Genomic DNA, 20,296 nt, shown 5'->3' with positions numbered 1-20,296 from the left:
TCCTGACTTTTTTACATATCTTGAATAATTTGTTTAACTAATTTGACTAAGTTCTCTTCAGCATTATCTGCTGCTTCCATCACTTCTTTATGATCTAATTCACTATTGCCAAGTCCAGCTGCTTTATTTGTGACTAAAGAAATACCTAATGTTGTCATGTCAGAATGTCTTGCAACGATAGCTTCAGGGACAGTTGACATTCCAACCATGTCAGCACCAATGACTCTTAATGCTCTTATTTCAGCTGGGGTTTCAAACATGGGACCTTTAAAGAAACAATAAACGCCTTCTTTAAGATCTACATTTGTTTTTTTAGCAGCTTGTTTTGCAATAGCTTGTAAATCTTTAGAATAGACCTCTGTCATATCCTTAAAGCGAGGACCAAATTCATCTAAATTAGGACCACGTAATGCACTTGGTGCCATAAATCCAATATGATCACTAATCAAAGTAATCTGTCCAGGATTTAAATCATCTCTTATCCCACCACAAGCATTTGTGATAAATAAATACTTAATACCAAGTTTTGCAAAAACACGTACAGGTAAAGTCACAATATCCATATCATGTCCTTCATAATAATGGAAACGACCTTTCATTGCACAAACTGTTTTCCCTGCAATTTTACCAATATATAATTTTCCTTCATGACCTGGAATGGTTGATTGAGGAAAGAAGGGAATATCCTTATAATCTATAATTACAGGATTTTCAATTTCATTCGCCAATGGTCCTAAACCTGAACCTAAGATAATAGCAATATCTATAGGTTGACTATATTGTTCAAAAATATACTTATAAGCTTCATTAATTTTATTATACATATTCATCCTCCTTGTTTTCTTATTATAACAAACTCTATCATTAAAAGAAAAGACCTTTCGGTCTTATTCAGCAGTTAAAATTGATGCTTGTGTATATGTTCTTGTTAATAATTCATTATTTAATGAATATAAAGATTTTGGATCATGCCCAAATAATTCAAATTGAGTTAATAAGTCAGTGGCATTTTTCTCTTCTTCACCTTGTTCACTTACATACCAATCTAAAAACTTCATTGTACGATAATCTTTAACAGTATGTGCAGCATCATAAATATTATGAATTAAACTTGTGACATATCTTTCATGTTCTAAACCATATTTTAAAGGATCATCTAACTTTTCTAGAATCTTATCAGGTTTATCAATAGCAGATAATGTGACTTCATAATCATTGTCTTGCAAATAGTTAAGAATACCTATCGCATGATCCATTTCTTCTTTTGCTTGAACATTATACCAGTTGGCATAGCCATTTAAGCCTTTATGAGTATAAAAGTTCGCAAAATCTAAATACAAATAAGCAGAATACATTTCTTTATTGATTTGATCATTTAACAAATCGGCAACTTTTGAATCTAACATCATTTCTACCTCCATTTATTTTCTACTCTTATTATACGCTTATATCCATATCTTAACAAATCATTTTACTCTCATATTTTTCCAAAACAGAAGAAAAGATAGACTTCGCTTAGTTATATTTGGTAAAATGAGGAAAAGGGGTGAGATAATGAACTTTAAAGATAAATTGACTTTATCAAGTATTGAAATGAATGAAAAAAGAGTTTTAAGAGATGCAATTCATGATTATATTCATGTGGATCATTTAGTGATTTGGAAACTCATTAATTCTAAAGAAATGCAAAGACTACGTCGCGTTAAACAATTGGGTGGAACCTATCAAGTCTTTCAAAGTGCAGAACATTCCCGTTTTGTCCATTCATTAGGAGTTTATCAGGTTGTTAGAAGAATGTTAGAAACAGAATGTCTAGATTATGCTTTAAGTGACTATGATAAACTATCTGTTATGTGTGCAGGATTATTGCATGATATTGGACATGGACCATTTTCCCATTCATTTGAAGGTGTATTTGAAGAAAACCATGAAGATATAACAGTGAGAATGATTTTAGAAAATAGTGAAGTTCATGATATTTTGAGTTTAGTATATGAGGATTTTCCACAAGATGTTGCCAGTATTATTCAGCATACTCATCCCAATCAGATACTTATTCAGATGGTATCGAGTCAGTTAGATGCTGATCGTATGGATTATTTATTAAGAGATTCATATATGACAGGGACAACATATGGACAATTTGATATGTCTAGAATCTTAAGAACAATGAGGATATGTGATCATAAGATTGTCTATAAGGAATCTGGAGTCCAAGCAATAGAAAATTATATTCTTGCTCGTTATCATATGTATTGGCAAGTTTATTATCATCCTACTGCAAGGAGTTATGAACATTTATTACAAAGTATTTTCAAAAGAGTTAAAGATTTATATTATTATGGATTTGAATTTAAAACTGATTTGAAATATTTAATTCCTTTTTTAGATCATCATATGACTGTAGATGATTTTACAAGTTTGGATGAATCTGTATTATTATATTATTTTAAAGAGTTTATGAATGAAGATGATTTTATATTAAATGATTTATCATCACGTTTCTTAAATCGTCGTTTATTTAAATACAAACAGTTAAAAGATCAACAAGAATTAAAAAGAATAGAAGCTTTATCAGAGCAATTAGGCTATAATCCAAATTACTATATTATAAGTGATAATCAAAAACAAGTGCCTTATCTACATTATGGTGAAAGTGGTGAATTAAGTGAAATAGAGATTCTTGATCTAGATGGAAATCTTTCACCATTACCTAGCAAATCAGAAATCGTTTCAGCTATATTAAATTCAAAAAAATTTAAATCAGATAAAAAAGTATTTTTTCCAAAGGAGATCAAAGATGAAGTTTCAATTCTATAATCAATTACATGATGATGCAAAAATGATTAGACAAAAAGTCTTTATAGAAGAACAAGGATTTGAAAATGAGTTTGATGAGATTGATCATGATTGTTTACATCTTGTGATTTATGATAAAGAACAGCCAGTTGGCTGTGCTAGAATGTTTGATGAAAATGGCATTATGATGTTAGGGAGAATTGCTGTCTTAAAAGAAGTAAGACAACAACACCTAGGAAGTTATATTCTTCAGGTATTAGAAGATAAAGCCAAAGCGTTAGGCTATCATGAAGTGGCTCTATCTGCTCAATTAAGAGCAAGCAATTTTTATAAAAAGAATGGCTATCAAGCATATGGAGATGAATATCTTGATGAGTATTGTCCGCATGTGCATATGAAGAAAACATTGATTAATGAAGATTTGAGTGTTTATCACATATGTAAATAGACAAGATTATGAATATGTTTTTGTTATTTATTTCATTGTATACTTAGTATAGAAAATAGAGAAGGAGATAATTAATATGGGACATAGTTATACATTACAACTTCACACAGGAAGTTTTGTTCATCAGATGCATACATTTGATGAAATAAAAGAAAAGTCTGAACGCATAATAGAGAAAATAAAAATTAATGATATTATATTGGGATGGAATACTGATAAGAGTTTAAATAAACAGTTGGTTTCTTATTTCCATAAAAAAGGGATTCGTGTATTATTGTGGTTACCTGTTTTATCTGAAACTGATCAAGTTCGTGATACAACTATGCTTACAACAATAAATGGAACGCAAGGAGAAAGGGTCAGTGTTATCGAACATGAAAGTTTTTCTTTTGCATGTCCAGCGACACAACAAAATATTGATTATGTGATGAGTATTTATGAAGAATATTTTGCAGATGTACCCTTTGATGGTGTCTTTATTGATAAAATACGTTTTCCATCTTTTGCTAATGGATATGATGAAGGATTTGGCTGTTTTTGTAAAACATGTCAAGAAAAATTTGCTGGAATTGATTTGAATGAATTAAAAACTCTTATTCATAATCATGATCAATTGCTATTAACTGGTCAATATGATGATAATGGCATATATCATTTTAAACATCAGGGAATTGATGCTTTTTATGCGAAGCGAGCTCGTATGATTACTGATTATATAACTGCATTAGCAACTTATTTTTCATCTCGTGATTTGATTGTTGGAGCTGATATTTATGCACCATTTTTAGCTTATCATGTAGGACAAAATATAAAAGAAATAAGTGAGGTTGTTGATTTTATTAAACCAATGATGTATCGATACACAGAAGCTCCTGCAGGGATGCGTTATGAATATCAGGATTATGTTAAAAATTTTGAAGATCCAAGCTGTTTTGCTGATTATTGGGGTGATGATCCAGCTAGTGATGATAGTATAAGAAAACAAAATGTATTTTTATCCCATTTGCCAACTCATGTTTTTCCTGGAATTGAAATCAATCCAATTGATGGGATATGTTCAACTGATCCATTGAAACTAAAACAAAATCTAGAACTTTTTAATGATTATCCAATTATTTCATTATGTTGGGATCTTATGCAAATGGATGAATTATTTCTAAATATTTTATAAAAGAGAAAGCACATCATAATCCTATTGGGTTTATTGATGTGCTTTTGATATTCACTATTTAACTAGCATTTTTCTTGCTTGTATAATTAATGTTGGAAGTAATGCAAATCCATAGATACATAACAATTGGGTCATAGAAATTGTATGAATCATAAAGAGAGAGTGCATAACTGGTACAAATAAAATGAGATGTAACAATGCAAATCCAACTAAGAAAGCAATAATACTAGAACGATTTGAGAACAAGCCTATTTTTGTTAATGGTTGGTCACTACGACAATTGAATCCATGTAATAGACGAGCTAAGCAAATTGTAGCAAAAGCCATGGTTGAAGCTGTCATTGGATCTCCTTTCAATCCCATTAAATAAGAACACATAGTGCATAATGCAATAACAATACCTTCAAATCCAATTTGTAAAAATGTTGGTTTATTTAAAATAGAATCGTTCGCATTTCTAGGCTTTTCTTTTAAAACATCATTACGACTTGCTTCCATACCAATTGCAATGGCTGGCAAGGAGTCAGTAATCAAATTCATAAACAATAAATGAACTGGGAAGAACGGTGTTGGTAACAACAATAAAGAAGCGATAAACACACATAAAATACCAGCAAAGTTACCAGATAATAAATAATTAATTGAGTTCTTAATATTACGATAAACGTTACGTCCAGTAATGACTGCTTTGACAATCGTTGAGAAATTATCATCAGTTAATATCATACTGGCTGCATCTTTAGAAACTTCTGTTCCGGTAATTCCCATTGCAACACCGATATCACTTTGTTTTAAGGCAGGTGCATCATTGACACCATCACCCGTCATTGCAACAATATCACCACGTTTTTGCCAAGCTTTGACAATACGAATTTTATGTTCAGGAGCAACTCTTGCATAAACACTAATATGTGTTAATTTGCCATCTAATTCCTGATCACTCATGTTATTTAATTGCTGACCATCAATAGACAAATCACCATCTTCATAAATTCCAATCTTTTTAGCAATACTTCTAGCTGTCACAACATGGTCACCTGTAATCATAATTGGTTTAATACCAGCCATCTTACATTTTGCAACCGCATCAGCACTTTCCTCACGTGGTGGATCCATTAAGGAAACAAGACCAACAAATGTTAATTCTTTTTCATCATCAAGTGTGACTTGTTGTCCTTTATAATCTTTATAGGCAAAGCCTAAAACACGTAATCCTTCATTAGCATAATTTTGATTTCTTTGTAAAATTAAATCTTTATGTCTTTGAGAAAGAATTTCTTTACGACCATTAATAAGAATTGTTGTACATCTTTGTAAAATAACATCAGGGGCACCTTTTGTATAAATATGATTTAATGATGAGATACTCATAAGTTTACGATCTGAATCAAATGGTAATTCACTTTTACGGATAGCAGTATTTATAAATTGGGAATCATTTTTAGTATGCTCATTGACTAAATCAATAAGTGCTAATTCAGTAGGATCACCAATTCTTTGTTCACCATTAATAACAGAGTTATTACATAATAAACATGCCTTTAATAAAACATTATGATCATGGTTATGGCTGTCTAAATCATCAATATTTAAAAGCTGATTATAGAAATAAATGGTTTGAGGTGTCATCTTGTTTTGCGTTAATGTTCCTGTTTTATCACTACAAATTACAGAAACACAACCTAAACTTTCGACAGAATTTAAATTTTTGATAATTGCATTTTCTTTTACCATTTTCTGTGTACTCATAGATAAAACAATGGTCACAATTGAACTCAATGCTTCTGGAATTGCTGCTACAGCGAGTGCTACAGCAATCATCATAGCATCTAATAAAGATTGTTTTGCTAAAAATATATTTAAAGCTAATACAAGAGCACATATAAACATAATGGCAATAGATAATTTTCCACTAAATTCATCTAAGCTTTTTTGTAAAGGTGTTTTTCTTTCTTTAGCTTCATTAAGCATAGAAGCAATTTTACCAATTTCAGTATGCATTCCAATGCTTGTTACAATATAGCGTCCAGTACCATTTGTGACTAAACTCCCAGAAAAAGCCATGTTTTTTTGGTCGCCAACCACAACTTGGTCATGGATAGTATCAATGATTTTATCAACACTATCAACTTCACCTGTCAAAGCACTCTCGTTAATTTGTAATGATGAGGACTCAAATATTCTTCCATCACCGCTAACAATATCACCGGCTTCAATTTGAACAATATCTCCAACTGTTAATTCAGTTGAATCAATTTCTTTTAATTGACCATCTCTAATGACTTTGACTTGTGGGATAGAAAGTTTTTTTAAGCTTTCTAGTGATTTTTCAGCTTTTAATGTTTGAACTGTTCCAAGTACTGCATTAACAATAATAACTACAACAATAACTAAAGCACTTTCAAATTGACCACTTACTCCTGAAATAATGGCTGCAATGATTAAAATAATGACTAATAAATCTTGAAATTGTTTAAGAAATATAATGAGAGGACTTTCTTTCTTTTTCTCATCAAGAACATTATAACCATATTCCTGATGACGTCTTTCTACATTATTTTCTGATAAACCATTTTTTGATGTTTGACACTCTTTTAAAGTTTCTTCAATACTTTTTTGATAATACATTGTTTTCCTCCTTCACTTTAGCAAACAAAAAAGACAAGCTCGCTAAAGATTTCATTCTTTAACGAGTCTTGTCTTTAAGATGCACCAGAATAGTTGCCTATCCGCGTTTGTTGATGACATCACACATGTTGTGAGACTACTCCCTCATTGCATTTATATTACCATACTCGATTAAATATGTAAATAGCGAATATTTTATTTTATTTTGCCTATATAGTATTAAAGCATACTTTTATAAAAAAGAATGTCAGTTTATGGAGGAGGAATAAAAAATGCAAGAATGGATTACGATGTTAATACAAGAGTATGGTTATATAAGTTTGTTTGTATTAATGATAATTGAGAATGTATTTCCCCCAATTCCTTCAGAAGTTATTTTAACTTTTGCAGGTTTTATGACAGCTATGACGTATTTAACAATTCCTGGAGTCATTATTGTAGGATCATGTGGGTCGTTTTTAGGTGGATTTGTTCTTTATTATTTAGGTAGATTACTAACCCCATCAAGATTAGAGAATTTATTGAATAGCAAATGGGCAATAAGATTGCATTTTCATAAAGAAGATGTAAAAAAAACGCAAGATTGGTTTTTAAAACATGGTAAAAAAGCTGTGTTTTTTGGAAGACTTGTTCCTATGATTAGAAGTTTAATATCTATACCAGCTGGAATGGCACAAATGTCTTTTGTTTCTTATTCTTTATATACATTATTAGGAACACTTTTGTGGGATACGATTTTAGTATTGTTAGGGACATATCTAGGAGAACAGTGGCCTTATATTTCGACAATAATGAGTCAATATGATATTGTATGGAAAGGAATTATTGTCATTATTGTAGGATATTGGATATTTAAATATTTTTCACGTAAAGATAAAAGATAAACACATATTTATCACATAATTATTATGTAGAATAGTATCCATCATGTTTGAGGAGGAAATATCATGAAATTGAAGAATAAAAAAATATCTAAAATGAGTATATTATTTTATGTGATTGCAGCATTAATGATTATTGGTTTTGGATTAACATTTTATAATGTAACTATCTATATTATGGGATTAGTTGCTTCTGGTGATGTAAGTTTTGCAGCAAACTGGATGGATATCTTTTTGTATTATGTGAATAATACATTTTTATTCCTTGGGTTAGGAACTATTATTTTTGGTTGTGGTTATGGAATACAGTTATATAAGAATATGAGTGTAAAAGATTTAACTACAGATCAAAATGAAGAAGTGACAACTAAAGATGTTGTTGAAGAAACACAATTAGAAGAAACAGAAGAAGAACTTGTTGAAGCTTAGTGCTAAAACAGGTTTTTTTCTTTATTATATTATGTTAATCTTTAACAAGAAGAGAGGTGTGAGAATGAGAAAAATCATTATAAGAATAAGAGATTTTCTAAAATATTTATTAACCCCATTTCTACAGAATCATAAACGCATTCATTTCATTGTATTAGCATATAATATCTTTATATGTTTTATTTCATTTTGCTTAAATGACTTTCATGTATCATGGATAACATTTGTAATGATATTTTTATCATTTTATTTAATATGGGCAATATCGACAGTAGTGATGTATGTACAAACGGTAGAAAGACCAGATCCATTAGTGAAGAGTTCAATTTGGTTAAAACCTGGGAGATATGTATCATGGGGATTTGGAAATATTGAGTTTGTAAGAGAAATGAGAACATCACCAGTAGATGATTTTTATTATATTGTGATGGTAGGCGTATTTATATTTTTGCCTATACTATTTTTTCAATCATTTATTGATAAAGATTTTATGACATTAAATTTTGCTAATGGACTTGTAGTAATATGTTTAAGCATATTGAGAGAATCATTAAGATTAGAAAATGAATATGTAAAAAATATGGAGAAGGCAAAAATTATATTTGTTAGAAATCAAGGATGTAAAGAAATTCTTAAAAATAATGAAGAATATCAACGCTATCAAGTTTCACGAACTTATGAGAAAAAGTGGAATGATGAATTAGAAGAATTGAAAAAATGAGGAATTTCCTCATTTTTATGTGTTTCTAAACCAATAAACAAGCCCATTTTCTTGGAAGTCACCAGTAATCGGATTGATAGGAATTTGTTGAAGTTTATCTGTTGGCTGATACCACTCTTCTTCTTTTTGTAAGAAGTTAGCCATGGTTTGAAAAATAACTTTAGGAATCTTTGTATCAGAAGACATATTCATATCACGATTGTCATCATAACCGGTCCAACTGAGAATTGTATAGTTGGGATTATATCCAGCACATAAGGAATCATAGGATGTTGAACCTGTTTTAGCAGCAAAAGTTGTTTTTGTTTGGTATGATGACATTGTTGCTGAAGCATAAGTATTAAACTGAGAATGGAATGGAGCAGTGAGTAACTGATTTAAAATAAGTGTTGATTCCTGATTGAGTAATTGTTGTTCCTTTGCTTTATATTTATATAATACATCACCATCATTATTTGTTATTTTGGTGATTGTATGTACATCATTATATTTTCCAACATTAGCAAATGTACTATAAATAGAAGATAATTCATAAATATTTGTATTTAATGTTCCTAAAGCTAATGATGGATGGGGAGAGATATGTTTAAAACCAAATTGAGATAATGCATTAACTAAAGTTTGTTCACCTAAAAACATATGTGTTTTTACAGCATAAATATTATCACTGACTGCAATGGCTTGTGCCAATGTTATATCTTTATAGGCATATTTTTGATTAAAATTAGTTGGAGAATATTGTTTGCCACTATCCATTTTAAATTGTGTAGGTTCACTTTTAAATTTTGTTGTGGGAGTAAAACCATTTTCAATAGCTGTATAATAGAGTAATGGTTTCATCGTAGAACCAATTTGTCGTGATGCACTTGTTGCACGATTGAATTGTGATGTCGCATAGTCTTTTCCGCCAACAACCGCAAGTACTGAAGCTTGATGACTATCAAGAATGATACTTGATACTTCTAGTTCATCTCTTTCGTTCATTTCTTTTTCAATTGTTTGATTTAATTGATCTTGAATAGAAGGATTAAGTGTTGTTTGAATATTCAGTCCCTGATTGATATAGTTTTCCTGATAGAATCCCAATTCTTTTAATTCTTGTATAACTGTATCTTTATAATAAGGATAAGCACAGATAAGTGTGGATGAACGATTCTGATTCAATTGAAATGGTGTTTTACTAATTTGATTAGCTTTATCTTGAGTGATATATTTTTCTTTAACAAGTTGATTTAAAACTAATTTTTGTCTTGCTTTTGCACCTTCCATATCTTTAAAAGGAGAATAGTATTCAGGACCATTAACAACTCCAGCTAATAATGTTGATTCATTTAAATCTAAATCTTTGGGTTCTTTATTAAAATAATAGTGTGATGCATTCTTAATTCCATAAATACCGTGTCCAAAATAAACAGTATTAATATATCCTTGTAAAATTGTATCTTTATCATAATGAGCTTCTAATCTCGTTGTTAAAAAAGCTTCATTAATTTTTCTTGACCATGTTTTTTCATTCGTTAAGAACATTAAACGAGCGTATTGTTGTGTAATGGTACTTGCTCCTTCAGATTTACCACCATCTACAATATTTGCTTTTACTGCTCTTAAAATACCAATAGGATCAAATCCACGGTGTTTATAAAAACGATGATCTTCAATAGCAACTATACTTTTTAAAAAATCCTGAGATACATCTTTTAATTGAATATCATTACTTTGTTGATTAGATTGATAATAAAGTTGATTATTCTGATCATACATTTTAATATAATGACCCTGACCTAAATCAGGAGCTTCAATAATATAACTCACACCATAAACAACAATCATAAAAACAAACCCAGAAATGATAATTCTTCGTAGCCATTTGATAAAAGTTTTCAAGTCCATCACCTCATCTCTCATTTTTACCGAAAGTGTGTTATAATATTCACTGGTGATGAAAATGTATCAAACAAAAAATATTCATTATAAAGCAATATTTAAACAAGATAATGAAATCGAAACAATTGAATATAAAACAAAAGGAATTATGTGTACAGGAAAACAAACACAAGTGAGTTTTGAGACAAAAGAGGGTACAATAAGTATAACTTATGGGAAAGAACCTATTATATTAAATCATGGAAGTTCAACATTGACATTCCATTTTGGTCAGGAAACGTGGAATGATTATCAACTTCCTTATGGAAGTGTTCCTTTAAAAACAAAGTTGTTAAAATTTGAAGCTAATGATGATCGAATAAAGATGAAATATGAATTACATGATCAAAGAGGATTGATATCAACAGTTTATCTCATGGTTACTTTACTATCCTATAGTTTTCAGGAGGAATTATGAAACTGCTCAAAATTTTTTTAAGTCGTGTTTTTATATTTGGTGTACTGATATTATTACAGGTCATTTGGATTGTTTTAATAACAAGCTCAGTTTTATCTAACTTCCATTGGCTCAATCCAGCATTATCTGTTTTAAGTATGCTGGTTGTCTTATGGTTAGTGAACAAAGATGAAAATCCTTCTTATAAAATATCATGGATTATATTAATTTTGGTTTTTCCAGTGTTTGGTGGTCTATTATATTTAATGATAGGAAATAAAAAACCATCACATCGTATTCGTAAAAAATTACAACCAGTTTTAGATGATATTGATAAGGATTTATTAATGCCACAGGAAATTTCTAAGCAGATAGAAAATGGTCAAAGAGATGGTTTAACTTATTTAAGTGATTTGGGATATGGAACATATCTTCATACATGGACAAAATATTATTCTTTAGGAGATTATTGTTTTATTGATTTATTAAGAGATATCAAAAATGCCAAACATTATATTTTTATTGAATATTTTATTGTGGCTGAGGGGTTTATGTTTGAAACTATCTTAACACTTTTAAAACAGAAAGTTGAGGAAGGTGTTGAAATTAGGTTTATTTATGATGATGTGGGAAGTTTAACAACAGTTCCTTATCATTTTGAAAAGCAATTAACTCAAATGGGAATCAAATGTGTTGTTTTTAATCCTTTTATACCTATGTTATCTGTTGCGATGAATCATCGTGATCATCGTAAAATATGTATTATTGATGGTTATATAGGTTATAGTGGTGGTTTTAACTTAGCTGATGAGTATATTAATGCGAAGATGCGGTTTGGTCATTGGAAGGATACAGGAATACGTTTGATGGGTGATGGTGTATGGAACCTGACAACAATGTTTCTATCTTTATGGAATGCTTATTGTCCTACTGATAAAGATTATAAGCAGTTCTATCCACATTTTACAATTGATAAACAAATACCTGATGGTTTTGCTGTTGCTTATGGTGATTCACCATTGGATAACGAAAGAACAGGAGAAAACATATATCTCAACTTAATTCATCAGGCTCAGCATGAAATCCTTATTATGACACCTTATTTCATTATTGATGATACAATGATGAAAGCACTTATTCTCGCTCGTAAAAAAGGTGTTACAATTAAAATTATTACACCAGGAGTCCCAGATAAAAAGAATGTTTATAGAGTGACTCGTTCATACTATTATTCATTAATTCAAGAAGGCATTGAATTTTATGAATATCAGCCAGGTTTTTTACACGCGAAAATGGTTTTATGTGATCAAAGAATTGCGACTGTAGGAACAATTAATTTTGATTATCGTAGTCTTTATTTACATTTCGAATGTAATGTCCTTTTAACCCAATCTAAGACAATTCAGGATATCTCTAAAGACTTTAAAGAAACGCTTTTATTAAGTCAAAAAATAGATCAAAAACATAGTCAACGCTTTAGAGGATTTTATGAAGCAATTTTAAGGTTATTTGCACCTTTAATGTGATAATATTTTACCGTTTTAAAGTGGTAAAAATATAAATTTATAAAAATCAATATATGCTTTATAGTAAAGTTATGAAAAAATCACGAGAAAGGGAAATGGTATATTGAGAGTTTGAAATCATTTTTATAATATGCCTGATAAACATGTATGAATAGAATACACAATATACTACTTTATAATTTATCAACTGAAAAATACGTTACTGCAAAACTTTTAGGTGAAAAAGCACTTATTAGTGAGAAAACTGTAAGAAATTATTTAAGAAGTTTATCTCAAATTATTCAGCAGTATGGGGCAAGGATTGAATCTAAACATGGTTATGGGTATAGATTGAGTATTATTGATTCTAAACTTTTTTCTACAATTTATTCACATGAAAATAATGGATTATTTATTGATGAAAAGAGATTACCTGAGAATTCAGAAGAAAGATGTCATTATATTTTATCAAAAATGATTATGACAAATGATTTTGTTCCTATTGAAGATTTATTAGATTATTTATGTATTAGTGAATCAACGTTGCAATCTGATATCAATAAAATAAAAAAGATATTAGGCATTTATCATTTAAAACTCATTTATAGGAAAAACAAGGGCATAAAGATGAAAGGGTTAGAATTTGATTTAAGAATCTTTATGGTAAATTATAGTTATGATTTTTATAAAGAACAAAATGATAGTGAAATGAAAAAACAAATTTCTAAAGTATTAATTGATTCTTTAAATGAATATAATATTTCCATGTCAGAATTATCATTAGAGAATATGACACAACATTTATATATGGCAATTGTAAGGATTAAAGAAGGATGTTGTATTGATGAGAAGGACAATACTTTGAAAATACATGATGATAACTTATGTGAGATATTATCTAAAAATATATGTCATAAATTAGAAGAAATATTTGATATTGTTTTTTTGGACACAGAGATTTTTTCATTAGCTATTCATTTATTTGGGCATCGTGTTACAGAAAAAGTGGGTTTAGGAAAAACAAATGTTGTTATTTCGCAAGAAGTATATGATTTAGTTATTGATATTTTGCAATTTATAAAATTGACTTTAAATATAGATATGAGTAAAAACTTAGGGATCATTATGAATTTAGCAATACATATGGTATCGTTGGAAGTACGTATAAAATATCATTTGAATTTAAAAAATCCATCTATCAGTGATATTAAAAAGAAATATGCTTTAGGATATACATTAGCATCACAAGCAAAAATTTGTATTGATAATAAATATCAAACTTGTCTTAGAGAAGATGAAATAGGATATCTTGCTCTTATATTTGAAGTTTCTTTAAGATCATTAAATCAAATTAAAAAAAAGAATATTTTAATTGTTTGTGCAACAGGTAAAACATTAGCTGAGTTATTAGCTTATCAATATCAAGAATTATTTGGAACATATCTAAATAAGGTTAGTATTTGTAATATGAATGAATTATCAAAACAAGATTTTTCATTGATTGATTACGTTGTGACAACAACACCTATTTATGATGAAATACCAGTTCCTATTTTAAGAGTCAAAACGCTGCTTTCAGATGAAGAAGAAGTGTTTTTAAAACAAAAGTTTAAACAAAACTCTCTTTTTGAAATAAAAAAGTACTTTAAAGAAGAATTATTTTATACAAATATTAAAGCAGAATCTAAGGAACAAGTTATTATAGAATTATGTAAACTCGTTGGAAATCATATAGAATTACCATCTCAATTTACCAATGCAGTATTGAAAAGAGAATCATTTGCACCAACTGATTTTGGTGAGTCAGTGGCATTAGCACATCCTTATGGATTAAATACAGATTTTGCTTTTGTATCTGTTGGAATATTAGATAAACCTATTTTTTGGGGAAACAGAGATGTTCAGATTGTTATCTTGATTTCTGTAAATAGTGAAATTGAAAAGGATATGCAAGATTTATATAAAAAAACATCACAGTTGATATTAGATAAAAATAAGATACAAAGATTATTATTTCATCAAAATTATGAAACTTTGATTAGCATTTTGGAGGGAGATTCATGCGAATATTAATTGTATGTAGTAGTGGTATTTCGACCAGTATTATGGTTCAAAGTATGTTAGAGCATGCTTTAGACGATGAATATATTGAAGCAATAAGTATTGGGAAATTACCAATATTGATTGAAAAATTTGATATTGTATTAGTTGCTCCACAAATTTCTTTTATGTATGATGCTATTAAAGAACAATGTGTGAATGCGAAAACAGAGTGTTTCTTAATTAATAATGTTGTTTATGGATCTATGGATGGATTTTCGACAATGCAATCAGTAAGAGAATATATGAAAAATAAAGCTATAAAAATAGAACATAATAAAAAAGTCATTCATATGGCTTTATTCTGCATGTCAGGACTATCTAGTTATATTTTAAAAGACTTAATTGTAGAAGAAGCAAAAAAACAAGGTTATTTACTTGAATGTGATGCTTTTGCAGTCAGTAAGATTTATTCAAATTATAATGATTATGATATATATGTTCTTGGTCCACAAGTTTTTTATATGAGTGAAAATATAAGAGATTTAATTCATAATAAACCAATTTATATTATTGATACAAAAGATTATGGATGTATGAATGTAGAAGAAATATTGGGTTGTATAATTACAAATTTACAAGAATATCGTATTATAGAGGATTAAGAAAGGTAGAGTTACGTGCTCTCCTTTTTTTATGAAAAGTTTGTTTTGATAGTGGTAAATCTTATAGTAAAATTCACCAAAATAGTGGTGTAATATGGAATATCATGTGTCAGACAGTCTTTGATATTGGTATAAAAGGTACGTTTTGAAAGCGGTAAATATAGAGATATCAAAAACAGATTATTATTGTTAAAATATAAGTGTCAATGGAGGGAATATAATGGAAGATTCAAGATATTTAAATGATTTTCAAATAGTAGCATTAGCAGGAGATTCTAGAGCGAAATCTATGATGGCTTTAAAAAAAGCAAGACAAGAACAATTTCAGGAAGCTCAAGAGTTATTAAAAATTGCTGAAGAAGAAATGAACAATGCTCATAACTTGCAATTTGATATGCTCCAAAAAGAATCAAGAGGAGAACCAGTTGATATTACAATTGTAACCATTCATGGTCAAGATCATTTAACAATGGCAACTGTTACACATGATTTGGTTGTTGAAATGATTGAAATACTAAAAAATAAATAGATTTATAAATATTATAAAAGTGCACTTATAATGTTTTAAATGATATAAAAGGAGATGGAGAAAATGAGAAAACTAAAAATAACTCTCGCATGTGTTGGTGGAGTATCAACAAGTATTTTATGTGATCGTATTATTGAAGAAGGAAAAAGTAATGGATTTGAAGTTGAGTGTAAAGCTTATGCAACAAATGCATTAAATCCTGTAGCAATTGGTAGTGATGTGATTTTACTAGGTCCTCAAGTCTGTTATATGGAAGATGAAGTCAAGAAACAGTTTTCTGATATTCCAGTAAGACTTATTTCTATGATGGATTATGGGACAATGAATGCTAAAAATATTTTTAGTAAGTTATTAAATGAGTTTAGTTGGTAGGAGGGAAAGATATATGAAAGCAGTAAATCAAAGTTTTACAACAAAGATTATGAAAATTGCAGGAAAATTTCAAAATAATCTTGTAGTGAGTTCTATTACTCAGGGTATGATGTCAACAATGCCTATTTTAATGGGGTCAGCAATTATTAATATTTTAATAAACTTGCCAATTACACCATGGATAAATTTTCTTAAAGATACAGGATTAATGGTGCCATTAAGTGAAATTGTTCAAATAGCAACTTGTACAGGTTTGTTTATTTCATTTGGAATTGGACGTGTTATTTCTGAAAAGATGGGAGCAAAAAATCCTGTTGAAGGAGGAATTATTGCATTATTTTCATTTTTAATTGTTACACCTCTCACAACAGTTGTTGGAGATTATGGTAATGCTTATTCAGTTGGGCTTGAAAACTTAGGAGCTCAAGGAATTATTACAAGTATGATTGTTTCAGTATGTGCAGGAGTTTTATTTATGAAATTATCTAAAACCCCTTTGAGAATTAAGATGCCTGCATCTGTACCACCATTTGTTTCACAAAGTTTTGAAAATATTCCAGGTTTTGTGATTACACTTGTACCATTCATAGCATTACGCGTTTTATTTGGATTGACTCCATATGGTGGATTTACTCCATTTATTAATACGGTTATTCAAGCACCATTAACTGGAATTGGAAATAGTTTAACAGGTCATTTGGTTTTATTAATACTTTGTAGCTTATTATGGTGGCTAGGGCTACATGGTTCAATGATTATTATGCCTGTGATAATGGTTTTAGGGACTGCACCATTACAAGAAAATATTGCAGCTGTTGCTTCTGGTATGGCCGCTCCAAATTTATTAACTATGATGTCAATTATGGCTATTATACAAATGGTTGGAGGCCCAGGTTGCTTGTTTGGGTTATTTATAGATATGGCTTTTTTTACAAAATCTGAAAGATATAAAACACAAGGTAAGTTACAATTGGTGCCAGGATTATTTAATGTCATTGAACCTGTAGTATATGGTTTGCCAATAGTTTTAAACTTTACATTATTATTACCATTTGTACTTTTACCCGTTATTTCGTATATCTTAATGTATTTTGGTATGAAACTTCAGTTATTTACAACGCCATTAACTATGGCAACAAGTTTTATTCCAGGACCAATTCTTGGGTTCTTAGCTAGTGGAGGTATTGGATTTGGTATATTTATTGTTCTTATGTGTGTATTGAGTTGTATTGTCTATTATCCATTTGTAAAGATTATGGATACACAACAATTAAAACTTGAATCTGAAGAGAAAAATTAGAGGAGGATGAATATGATGTTTCAAAAAGGATTTTTATGGGGTGGAGATATTTCTGCAAATCAAGCTGAAGGTGGTTGGAATGAAGGTGGAAAATCACCCAATATGACTGATTATCAATTGGGTGGAACCAAAGATATTCCTCGTATGATAACTTATCAAATGCCCGATGGTAGTTATGGTCAAACAATAGCTTTTATTGAAAGTGTCAAATTACCCAAAGATGCTAAACTTGCTATAATACCAGATAAGTTTTATCCAAATCATAAAGCAACAGATTTTTATCACCACTATAGAGAGGATATTGCTTTGTTTGCTGAAATGGGTTTTAAAGCATTAAATTTAACTTTGTCATGGGCAAGAATTTATCCTAATGGAGTTAAAGGTGGAATAAATAAAGAAGGTGTAGACTATTATCATAATGTTTTTCAGGAATGTAAAAGGTATGGTATTGAACCCTTAGTACATTTATATAAATATGATATGCCAGCTTTTTATGTAACTGAAATGAATGGTTGGTTAAATAGGGGATTGATTGAAGAATTTTATCAATTTTCTAAATTTGCAATTGATGAATATAAAAATGAAGTTAATTATTGGAGCACTTTTAATGAAATTAATGTACAACAATTTGCAATTTTAAATCGAAATGATAAACAGGAATATCAGGAAGCTTATACACGTTTACACCATCAATTGATTGCAAGTGCCAAAGTTGTTAAATATTTGCATGATAACTATCATGAAAAGAAAATAGGATGTATGGTAGCTGGTATCTTTACATATCCATATACTTGTGACCCAAAAGATCAACTTTTAAATCAAAAAAGTATGCAAGAGTATGTTTATTATTGTGCTGATACTTTTGTACGTGGTTATTATCCATCGTATTCAAAGCGCTTATTTAAAGAACTAGGAATTGAAATTAAAGTTAGCGAGGAAGATGCGAGAATATTATTAGAAGGTAAAGTAGACTTTTTAGAATTTTCTTACTATTTCACTAATTTATCAACTATTCATAATGAAGATACTGAATTAACAAGTGGAAATCTAATGGGTGGAGTGAAAAATCCTTATTTACAAGTCAGTGAATGGGGATGGGCAAAAGATCCAGATGGGTTAAAATTCTATTTACATGAGTTATATGACAGATATCAAATTCCATTAATAAACTGTGAAAATGGATTGGGGGCTATTGATGTATTAGAAGATGATGAAACTATTCATGATGATTATCGTATTGATTATTTGAAGAGTCATGTGAAAGCGATGAGTGAAGCTATTGATGAAGGTGTTGATCTTATTGGTTACACAACTTGGGGCTGCATTGATTTAGTCAGTGCTGGAACAGGTGAAATACGTAAACGTTATGGGTTCATATATGTAGATATAGATGATGAAGGAAATGGAACTTATAACAGATATAAGAAAGATAGTTTTTACTGGTATAAGAAGGTGATTGAATCTCATGGAGAAGAATTATAAATTATTATGTCCAAGTATGATGTGTGCAAATTATGAAGAATTAAAAAGTGAAGTGGCTTCTTTAGACTTTGCAGGCGTAGATATTTTTCATTGCGATATTATGGATGGAACTTTTGTTCCAAATATGACAATGGGTATCATGGATCTTCAGGCAATTAGAAAATATACAAATAAAATAATTGATTGTCATTTGATGATTGAAAATCCAGGTCATAAAGTGGATTGGTTTATAGATGCAGGTGCTGATTTAATTTATATTCATCCTGAAAGTGAGAGGTATGTAGTCAAAACATTGCTTCATATTAAGGAAAGAGGAAAGTTGGCTGGTCTTGCAATTAATCCTGATACGAGTATTGGAGCAATTGAAGAAATGTTGAATCTTTGTGATTATGTTATGATAATGACAGTGAATCCAGGATTTGCAGGTCAGAAGTTTCTTGATTTTACTAAGAGGAAGATTGAAAAATTGATTGACTTAAAAGAAGAGTATGGGTTTAAGATAATGATAGATGGAGCATGTTCACCATCGGTTATTAAGGAGTTGAGTGATTTAGGGTGTGATGGTTTTGTTTTAGGAACAAGTGCATTATTTCATCAAAAGAAAAGTTATGTGAGATTAGTAGAGGAGTTAAGAGAATTGTGAAAATAGGAATTGGAAATGATCATGTGGCAGTTGAATATAAAAAAGAAATAATACAGTATATTCAAGACAAATTTGGTTATGAAGTGATTGATTTTGGAACAGATAGCACTGAAAGATTTAACTATCCTATTGCTGGTGAAGCAGTCGCAAATGCTGTTATATCTGGTGAAGTGGATAAAGGCATTGTCATTTGTGGAACGGGTGTAGGGATTTCGTTAGCCGCTAATAAAGTCAATGGCATTCGTTGTGTCACTTGCAGTGAACCTTATTCAGCGAAGTTATCAAGAGAACATAACAATACCAATATGTTAGCCTTTGGAGCAAGAGTTGTTGGAATAGAACTCGCTAAAATGATAGTAGATA

General features: G+C 29.7%; 20 protein-coding genes. 16 read left to right on the top strand and 4 right to left on the bottom strand.

Going from position 1 to position 20,296, the window contains the following annotated elements; translation table 11 throughout:
* Positions 1-11: 11 nt before the first annotated feature.
* Both BN350_RS00875 and BN350_RS00870 read right to left on the bottom strand, forming a co-directional pair.
* The gene (locus BN350_RS00875; RefSeq protein WP_028041908.1) at positions 12-824 is read right to left on the bottom strand and encodes a purine-nucleoside phosphorylase; all 813 of its coding nucleotides are present in this window, start codon (positions 822-824) and stop codon (positions 12-14) included.
* A gap of 63 nt (positions 825-887) precedes the next feature.
* Positions 888-1,406 (bottom strand): ferritin, encoded by a 519-nt coding sequence (locus BN350_RS00870; RefSeq protein ID WP_028041907.1) that lies wholly within the window; start codon positions 1,404-1,406, stop codon positions 888-890.
* A 148-nt stretch (positions 1,407-1,554) separates the two neighbouring features.
* Here BN350_RS00870 and BN350_RS00865 point away from each other — a divergent pair, with 148 nt between their 5' ends.
* From BN350_RS00865 to BN350_RS00855, 3 genes are all read left to right on the top strand, one after another.
* Positions 1,555-2,820 carry an HD domain-containing protein gene (locus BN350_RS00865; RefSeq protein WP_028041906.1) on the top strand — a complete coding sequence of 422 codons (1,266 nt, stop codon included), beginning with the start codon at positions 1,555-1,557 and terminating at the stop codon, positions 2,818-2,820.
* A complete protein-coding gene (locus BN350_RS00860; protein ID WP_028041905.1) occupies positions 2,801-3,247 on the top strand; it encodes a GNAT family N-acetyltransferase in 447 nt (148 codons plus the stop codon). The genes BN350_RS00865 and BN350_RS00860 overlap by 20 nt, the downstream gene beginning before the upstream one ends.
* A 76-nt stretch (positions 3,248-3,323) precedes the next feature.
* Positions 3,324-4,418, top strand: coding sequence for a putative glycoside hydrolase (locus BN350_RS00855; protein WP_028041904.1), 1,095 nt, complete (start codon positions 3,324-3,326; stop codon positions 4,416-4,418).
* A gap of 54 nt (positions 4,419-4,472) precedes the next feature.
* Here the strand turns inward: BN350_RS00855 and BN350_RS00850 are convergent, their stop codons facing one another.
* Positions 4,473-7,046, bottom strand: coding sequence for a cation-translocating P-type ATPase (locus tag BN350_RS00850; RefSeq protein ID WP_028041903.1), 2,574 nt, complete (start codon positions 7,044-7,046; stop codon positions 4,473-4,475).
* Between the two features lie 272 nt (positions 7,047-7,318).
* On the opposite strand from BN350_RS00850, the gene BN350_RS00845 reads away from it, so the two are divergent.
* The 3 genes from BN350_RS00845 to BN350_RS00835 all read left to right on the top strand — a co-directional run bounded on the left by BN350_RS00845 (position 7,319) and on the right by BN350_RS00835 (position 9,077).
* The gene (locus BN350_RS00845; RefSeq protein ID WP_028041902.1) at positions 7,319-7,930 is read left to right on the top strand and encodes a DedA family protein; all 612 of its coding nucleotides are present in this window, start codon (positions 7,319-7,321) and stop codon (positions 7,928-7,930) included.
* 63 nt (positions 7,931-7,993) lie between these two features.
* Positions 7,994-8,356, top strand: a complete 363-nt coding sequence (locus BN350_RS00840; RefSeq protein ID WP_044600015.1) for a hypothetical protein — start codon at positions 7,994-7,996, stop codon at positions 8,354-8,356.
* A 64-nt stretch (positions 8,357-8,420) separates the two neighbouring features.
* A complete protein-coding gene (locus tag BN350_RS00835; RefSeq protein WP_028041900.1) occupies positions 8,421-9,077 on the top strand; it encodes a hypothetical protein in 657 nt (218 codons plus the stop codon).
* Positions 9,078-9,092: 15 nt separating this feature from the next.
* Here the strand turns inward: BN350_RS00835 and BN350_RS00830 are convergent, their stop codons facing one another.
* On the bottom strand, positions 9,093-10,967 hold the full coding sequence (locus BN350_RS00830; protein WP_044600014.1) for a transglycosylase domain-containing protein: 1,875 nt from the start codon (positions 10,965-10,967) through the stop codon (positions 9,093-9,095).
* A 55-nt stretch (positions 10,968-11,022) separates the two neighbouring features.
* Between BN350_RS00830 and BN350_RS00825 the strand changes: the two genes are divergently transcribed.
* The 10 genes from BN350_RS00825 to rpiB form a co-directional block, all read left to right on the top strand.
* The gene (locus BN350_RS00825; protein ID WP_028041898.1) at positions 11,023-11,418 is read left to right on the top strand and encodes a DUF1934 family protein; all 396 of its coding nucleotides are present in this window, start codon (positions 11,023-11,025) and stop codon (positions 11,416-11,418) included.
* Positions 11,415-12,923, top strand: coding sequence for a cardiolipin synthase (gene cls, locus BN350_RS00820; protein WP_028041897.1), 1,509 nt, complete (start codon positions 11,415-11,417; stop codon positions 12,921-12,923). Before BN350_RS00825 ends, cls begins: the two co-directional genes overlap by 4 nt.
* A 147-nt stretch (positions 12,924-13,070) precedes the next feature.
* Positions 13,071-14,975: a BglG family transcription antiterminator gene (locus BN350_RS00815; RefSeq protein WP_028041896.1), complete on the top strand. Its 1,905-nt coding sequence runs from the start codon at positions 13,071-13,073 to the stop codon at positions 14,973-14,975.
* Entirely contained in the window at positions 14,963-15,607 is a 645-nt protein-coding gene (locus tag BN350_RS19815) for a PTS sugar transporter subunit IIB (protein ID WP_049945477.1), read from the top strand. The genes BN350_RS00815 and BN350_RS19815 overlap by 13 nt, the downstream gene beginning before the upstream one ends.
* Before the next feature lie 220 nt (positions 15,608-15,827).
* Positions 15,828-16,136 carry a PTS sugar transporter subunit IIA gene (locus BN350_RS00805; protein WP_028041895.1) on the top strand — a complete coding sequence of 103 codons (309 nt, stop codon included), beginning with the start codon at positions 15,828-15,830 and terminating at the stop codon, positions 16,134-16,136.
* A gap of 63 nt (positions 16,137-16,199) precedes the next feature.
* A complete protein-coding gene (locus tag BN350_RS00800; RefSeq protein WP_028041894.1) occupies positions 16,200-16,508 on the top strand; it encodes a PTS sugar transporter subunit IIB in 309 nt (102 codons plus the stop codon).
* A gap of 13 nt (positions 16,509-16,521) precedes the next feature.
* Complete coding sequence (locus tag BN350_RS00795) at positions 16,522-17,808, top strand: PTS sugar transporter subunit IIC (protein ID WP_028041893.1); 1,287 nt, start codon at positions 16,522-16,524, stop codon at positions 17,806-17,808.
* 12 nt (positions 17,809-17,820) lie between these two features.
* On the top strand, positions 17,821-19,290 hold the full coding sequence (locus BN350_RS00790; protein ID WP_028041892.1) for a family 1 glycosylhydrolase: 1,470 nt from the start codon (positions 17,821-17,823) through the stop codon (positions 19,288-19,290).
* Positions 19,274-19,933, top strand: coding sequence for a ribulose-phosphate 3-epimerase (locus tag BN350_RS00785; protein WP_028041891.1), 660 nt, complete (start codon positions 19,274-19,276; stop codon positions 19,931-19,933). Before BN350_RS00790 ends, BN350_RS00785 begins: the two co-directional genes overlap by 17 nt.
* The coding region (rpiB, locus tag BN350_RS18100) for a ribose 5-phosphate isomerase B (protein WP_044600013.1) at positions 19,930-20,296 on the top strand (367 nt) is incomplete at its 3' end. The genes BN350_RS00785 and rpiB, both read left to right, overlap by 4 nt.

It is taken from the genome of Candidatus Stoquefichus massiliensis AP9 (genome assembly GCF_000455285.1).
GTDB classification, from domain to species: domain Bacteria; phylum Bacillota_I; class Bacilli_A; order Erysipelotrichales; family Coprobacillaceae; genus Stoquefichus; species Stoquefichus massiliensis.
The sequence above is the reverse complement of the archived record's forward strand: the minus strand, read 5'-3'. Positions and strand labels throughout refer to the sequence as shown.

Coding starts and splice junctions, on each gene's coding strand:
- BN350_RS00875 (WP_028041908.1), bottom strand. CDS start 824: ATGTATAATAAAATTAATGAAGCTTATAAGTATATTTTTGAACAATAT.
- BN350_RS00870 (WP_028041907.1), bottom strand. CDS start 1,406: ATGTTAGATTCAAAAGTTGCCGATTTGTTAAATGATCAAATCAATAAA.
- BN350_RS00865 (WP_028041906.1), top strand. CDS start 1,555: ATGAACTTTAAAGATAAATTGACTTTATCAAGTATTGAAATGAATGAA.
- BN350_RS00860 (WP_028041905.1), top strand. CDS start 2,801: ATGAAGTTTCAATTCTATAATCAATTACATGATGATGCAAAAATGATT.
- BN350_RS00855 (WP_028041904.1), top strand. CDS start 3,324: ATGGGACATAGTTATACATTACAACTTCACACAGGAAGTTTTGTTCAT.
- BN350_RS00850 (WP_028041903.1), bottom strand. CDS start 7,046: ATGTATTATCAAAAAAGTATTGAAGAAACTTTAAAAGAGTGTCAAACA.
- BN350_RS00845 (WP_028041902.1), top strand. CDS start 7,319: ATGCAAGAATGGATTACGATGTTAATACAAGAGTATGGTTATATAAGT.
- BN350_RS00840 (WP_044600015.1), top strand. CDS start 7,994: ATGAAATTGAAGAATAAAAAAATATCTAAAATGAGTATATTATTTTAT.
- BN350_RS00835 (WP_028041900.1), top strand. CDS start 8,421: ATGAGAAAAATCATTATAAGAATAAGAGATTTTCTAAAATATTTATTA.
- BN350_RS00830 (WP_044600014.1), bottom strand. CDS start 10,967: ATGGACTTGAAAACTTTTATCAAATGGCTACGAAGAATTATCATTTCT.
- BN350_RS00825 (WP_028041898.1), top strand. CDS start 11,023: ATGTATCAAACAAAAAATATTCATTATAAAGCAATATTTAAACAAGAT.
- cls (WP_028041897.1), top strand. CDS start 11,415: ATGAAACTGCTCAAAATTTTTTTAAGTCGTGTTTTTATATTTGGTGTA.
- BN350_RS00815 (WP_028041896.1), top strand. CDS start 13,071: ATGAATAGAATACACAATATACTACTTTATAATTTATCAACTGAAAAA.
- BN350_RS19815 (WP_049945477.1), top strand. CDS start 14,963: ATGCGAATATTAATTGTATGTAGTAGTGGTATTTCGACCAGTATTATG.
- BN350_RS00805 (WP_028041895.1), top strand. CDS start 15,828: ATGGAAGATTCAAGATATTTAAATGATTTTCAAATAGTAGCATTAGCA.
- BN350_RS00800 (WP_028041894.1), top strand. CDS start 16,200: ATGAGAAAACTAAAAATAACTCTCGCATGTGTTGGTGGAGTATCAACA.
- BN350_RS00795 (WP_028041893.1), top strand. CDS start 16,522: ATGAAAGCAGTAAATCAAAGTTTTACAACAAAGATTATGAAAATTGCA.
- BN350_RS00790 (WP_028041892.1), top strand. CDS start 17,821: ATGATGTTTCAAAAAGGATTTTTATGGGGTGGAGATATTTCTGCAAAT.
- BN350_RS00785 (WP_028041891.1), top strand. CDS start 19,274: ATGGAGAAGAATTATAAATTATTATGTCCAAGTATGATGTGTGCAAAT.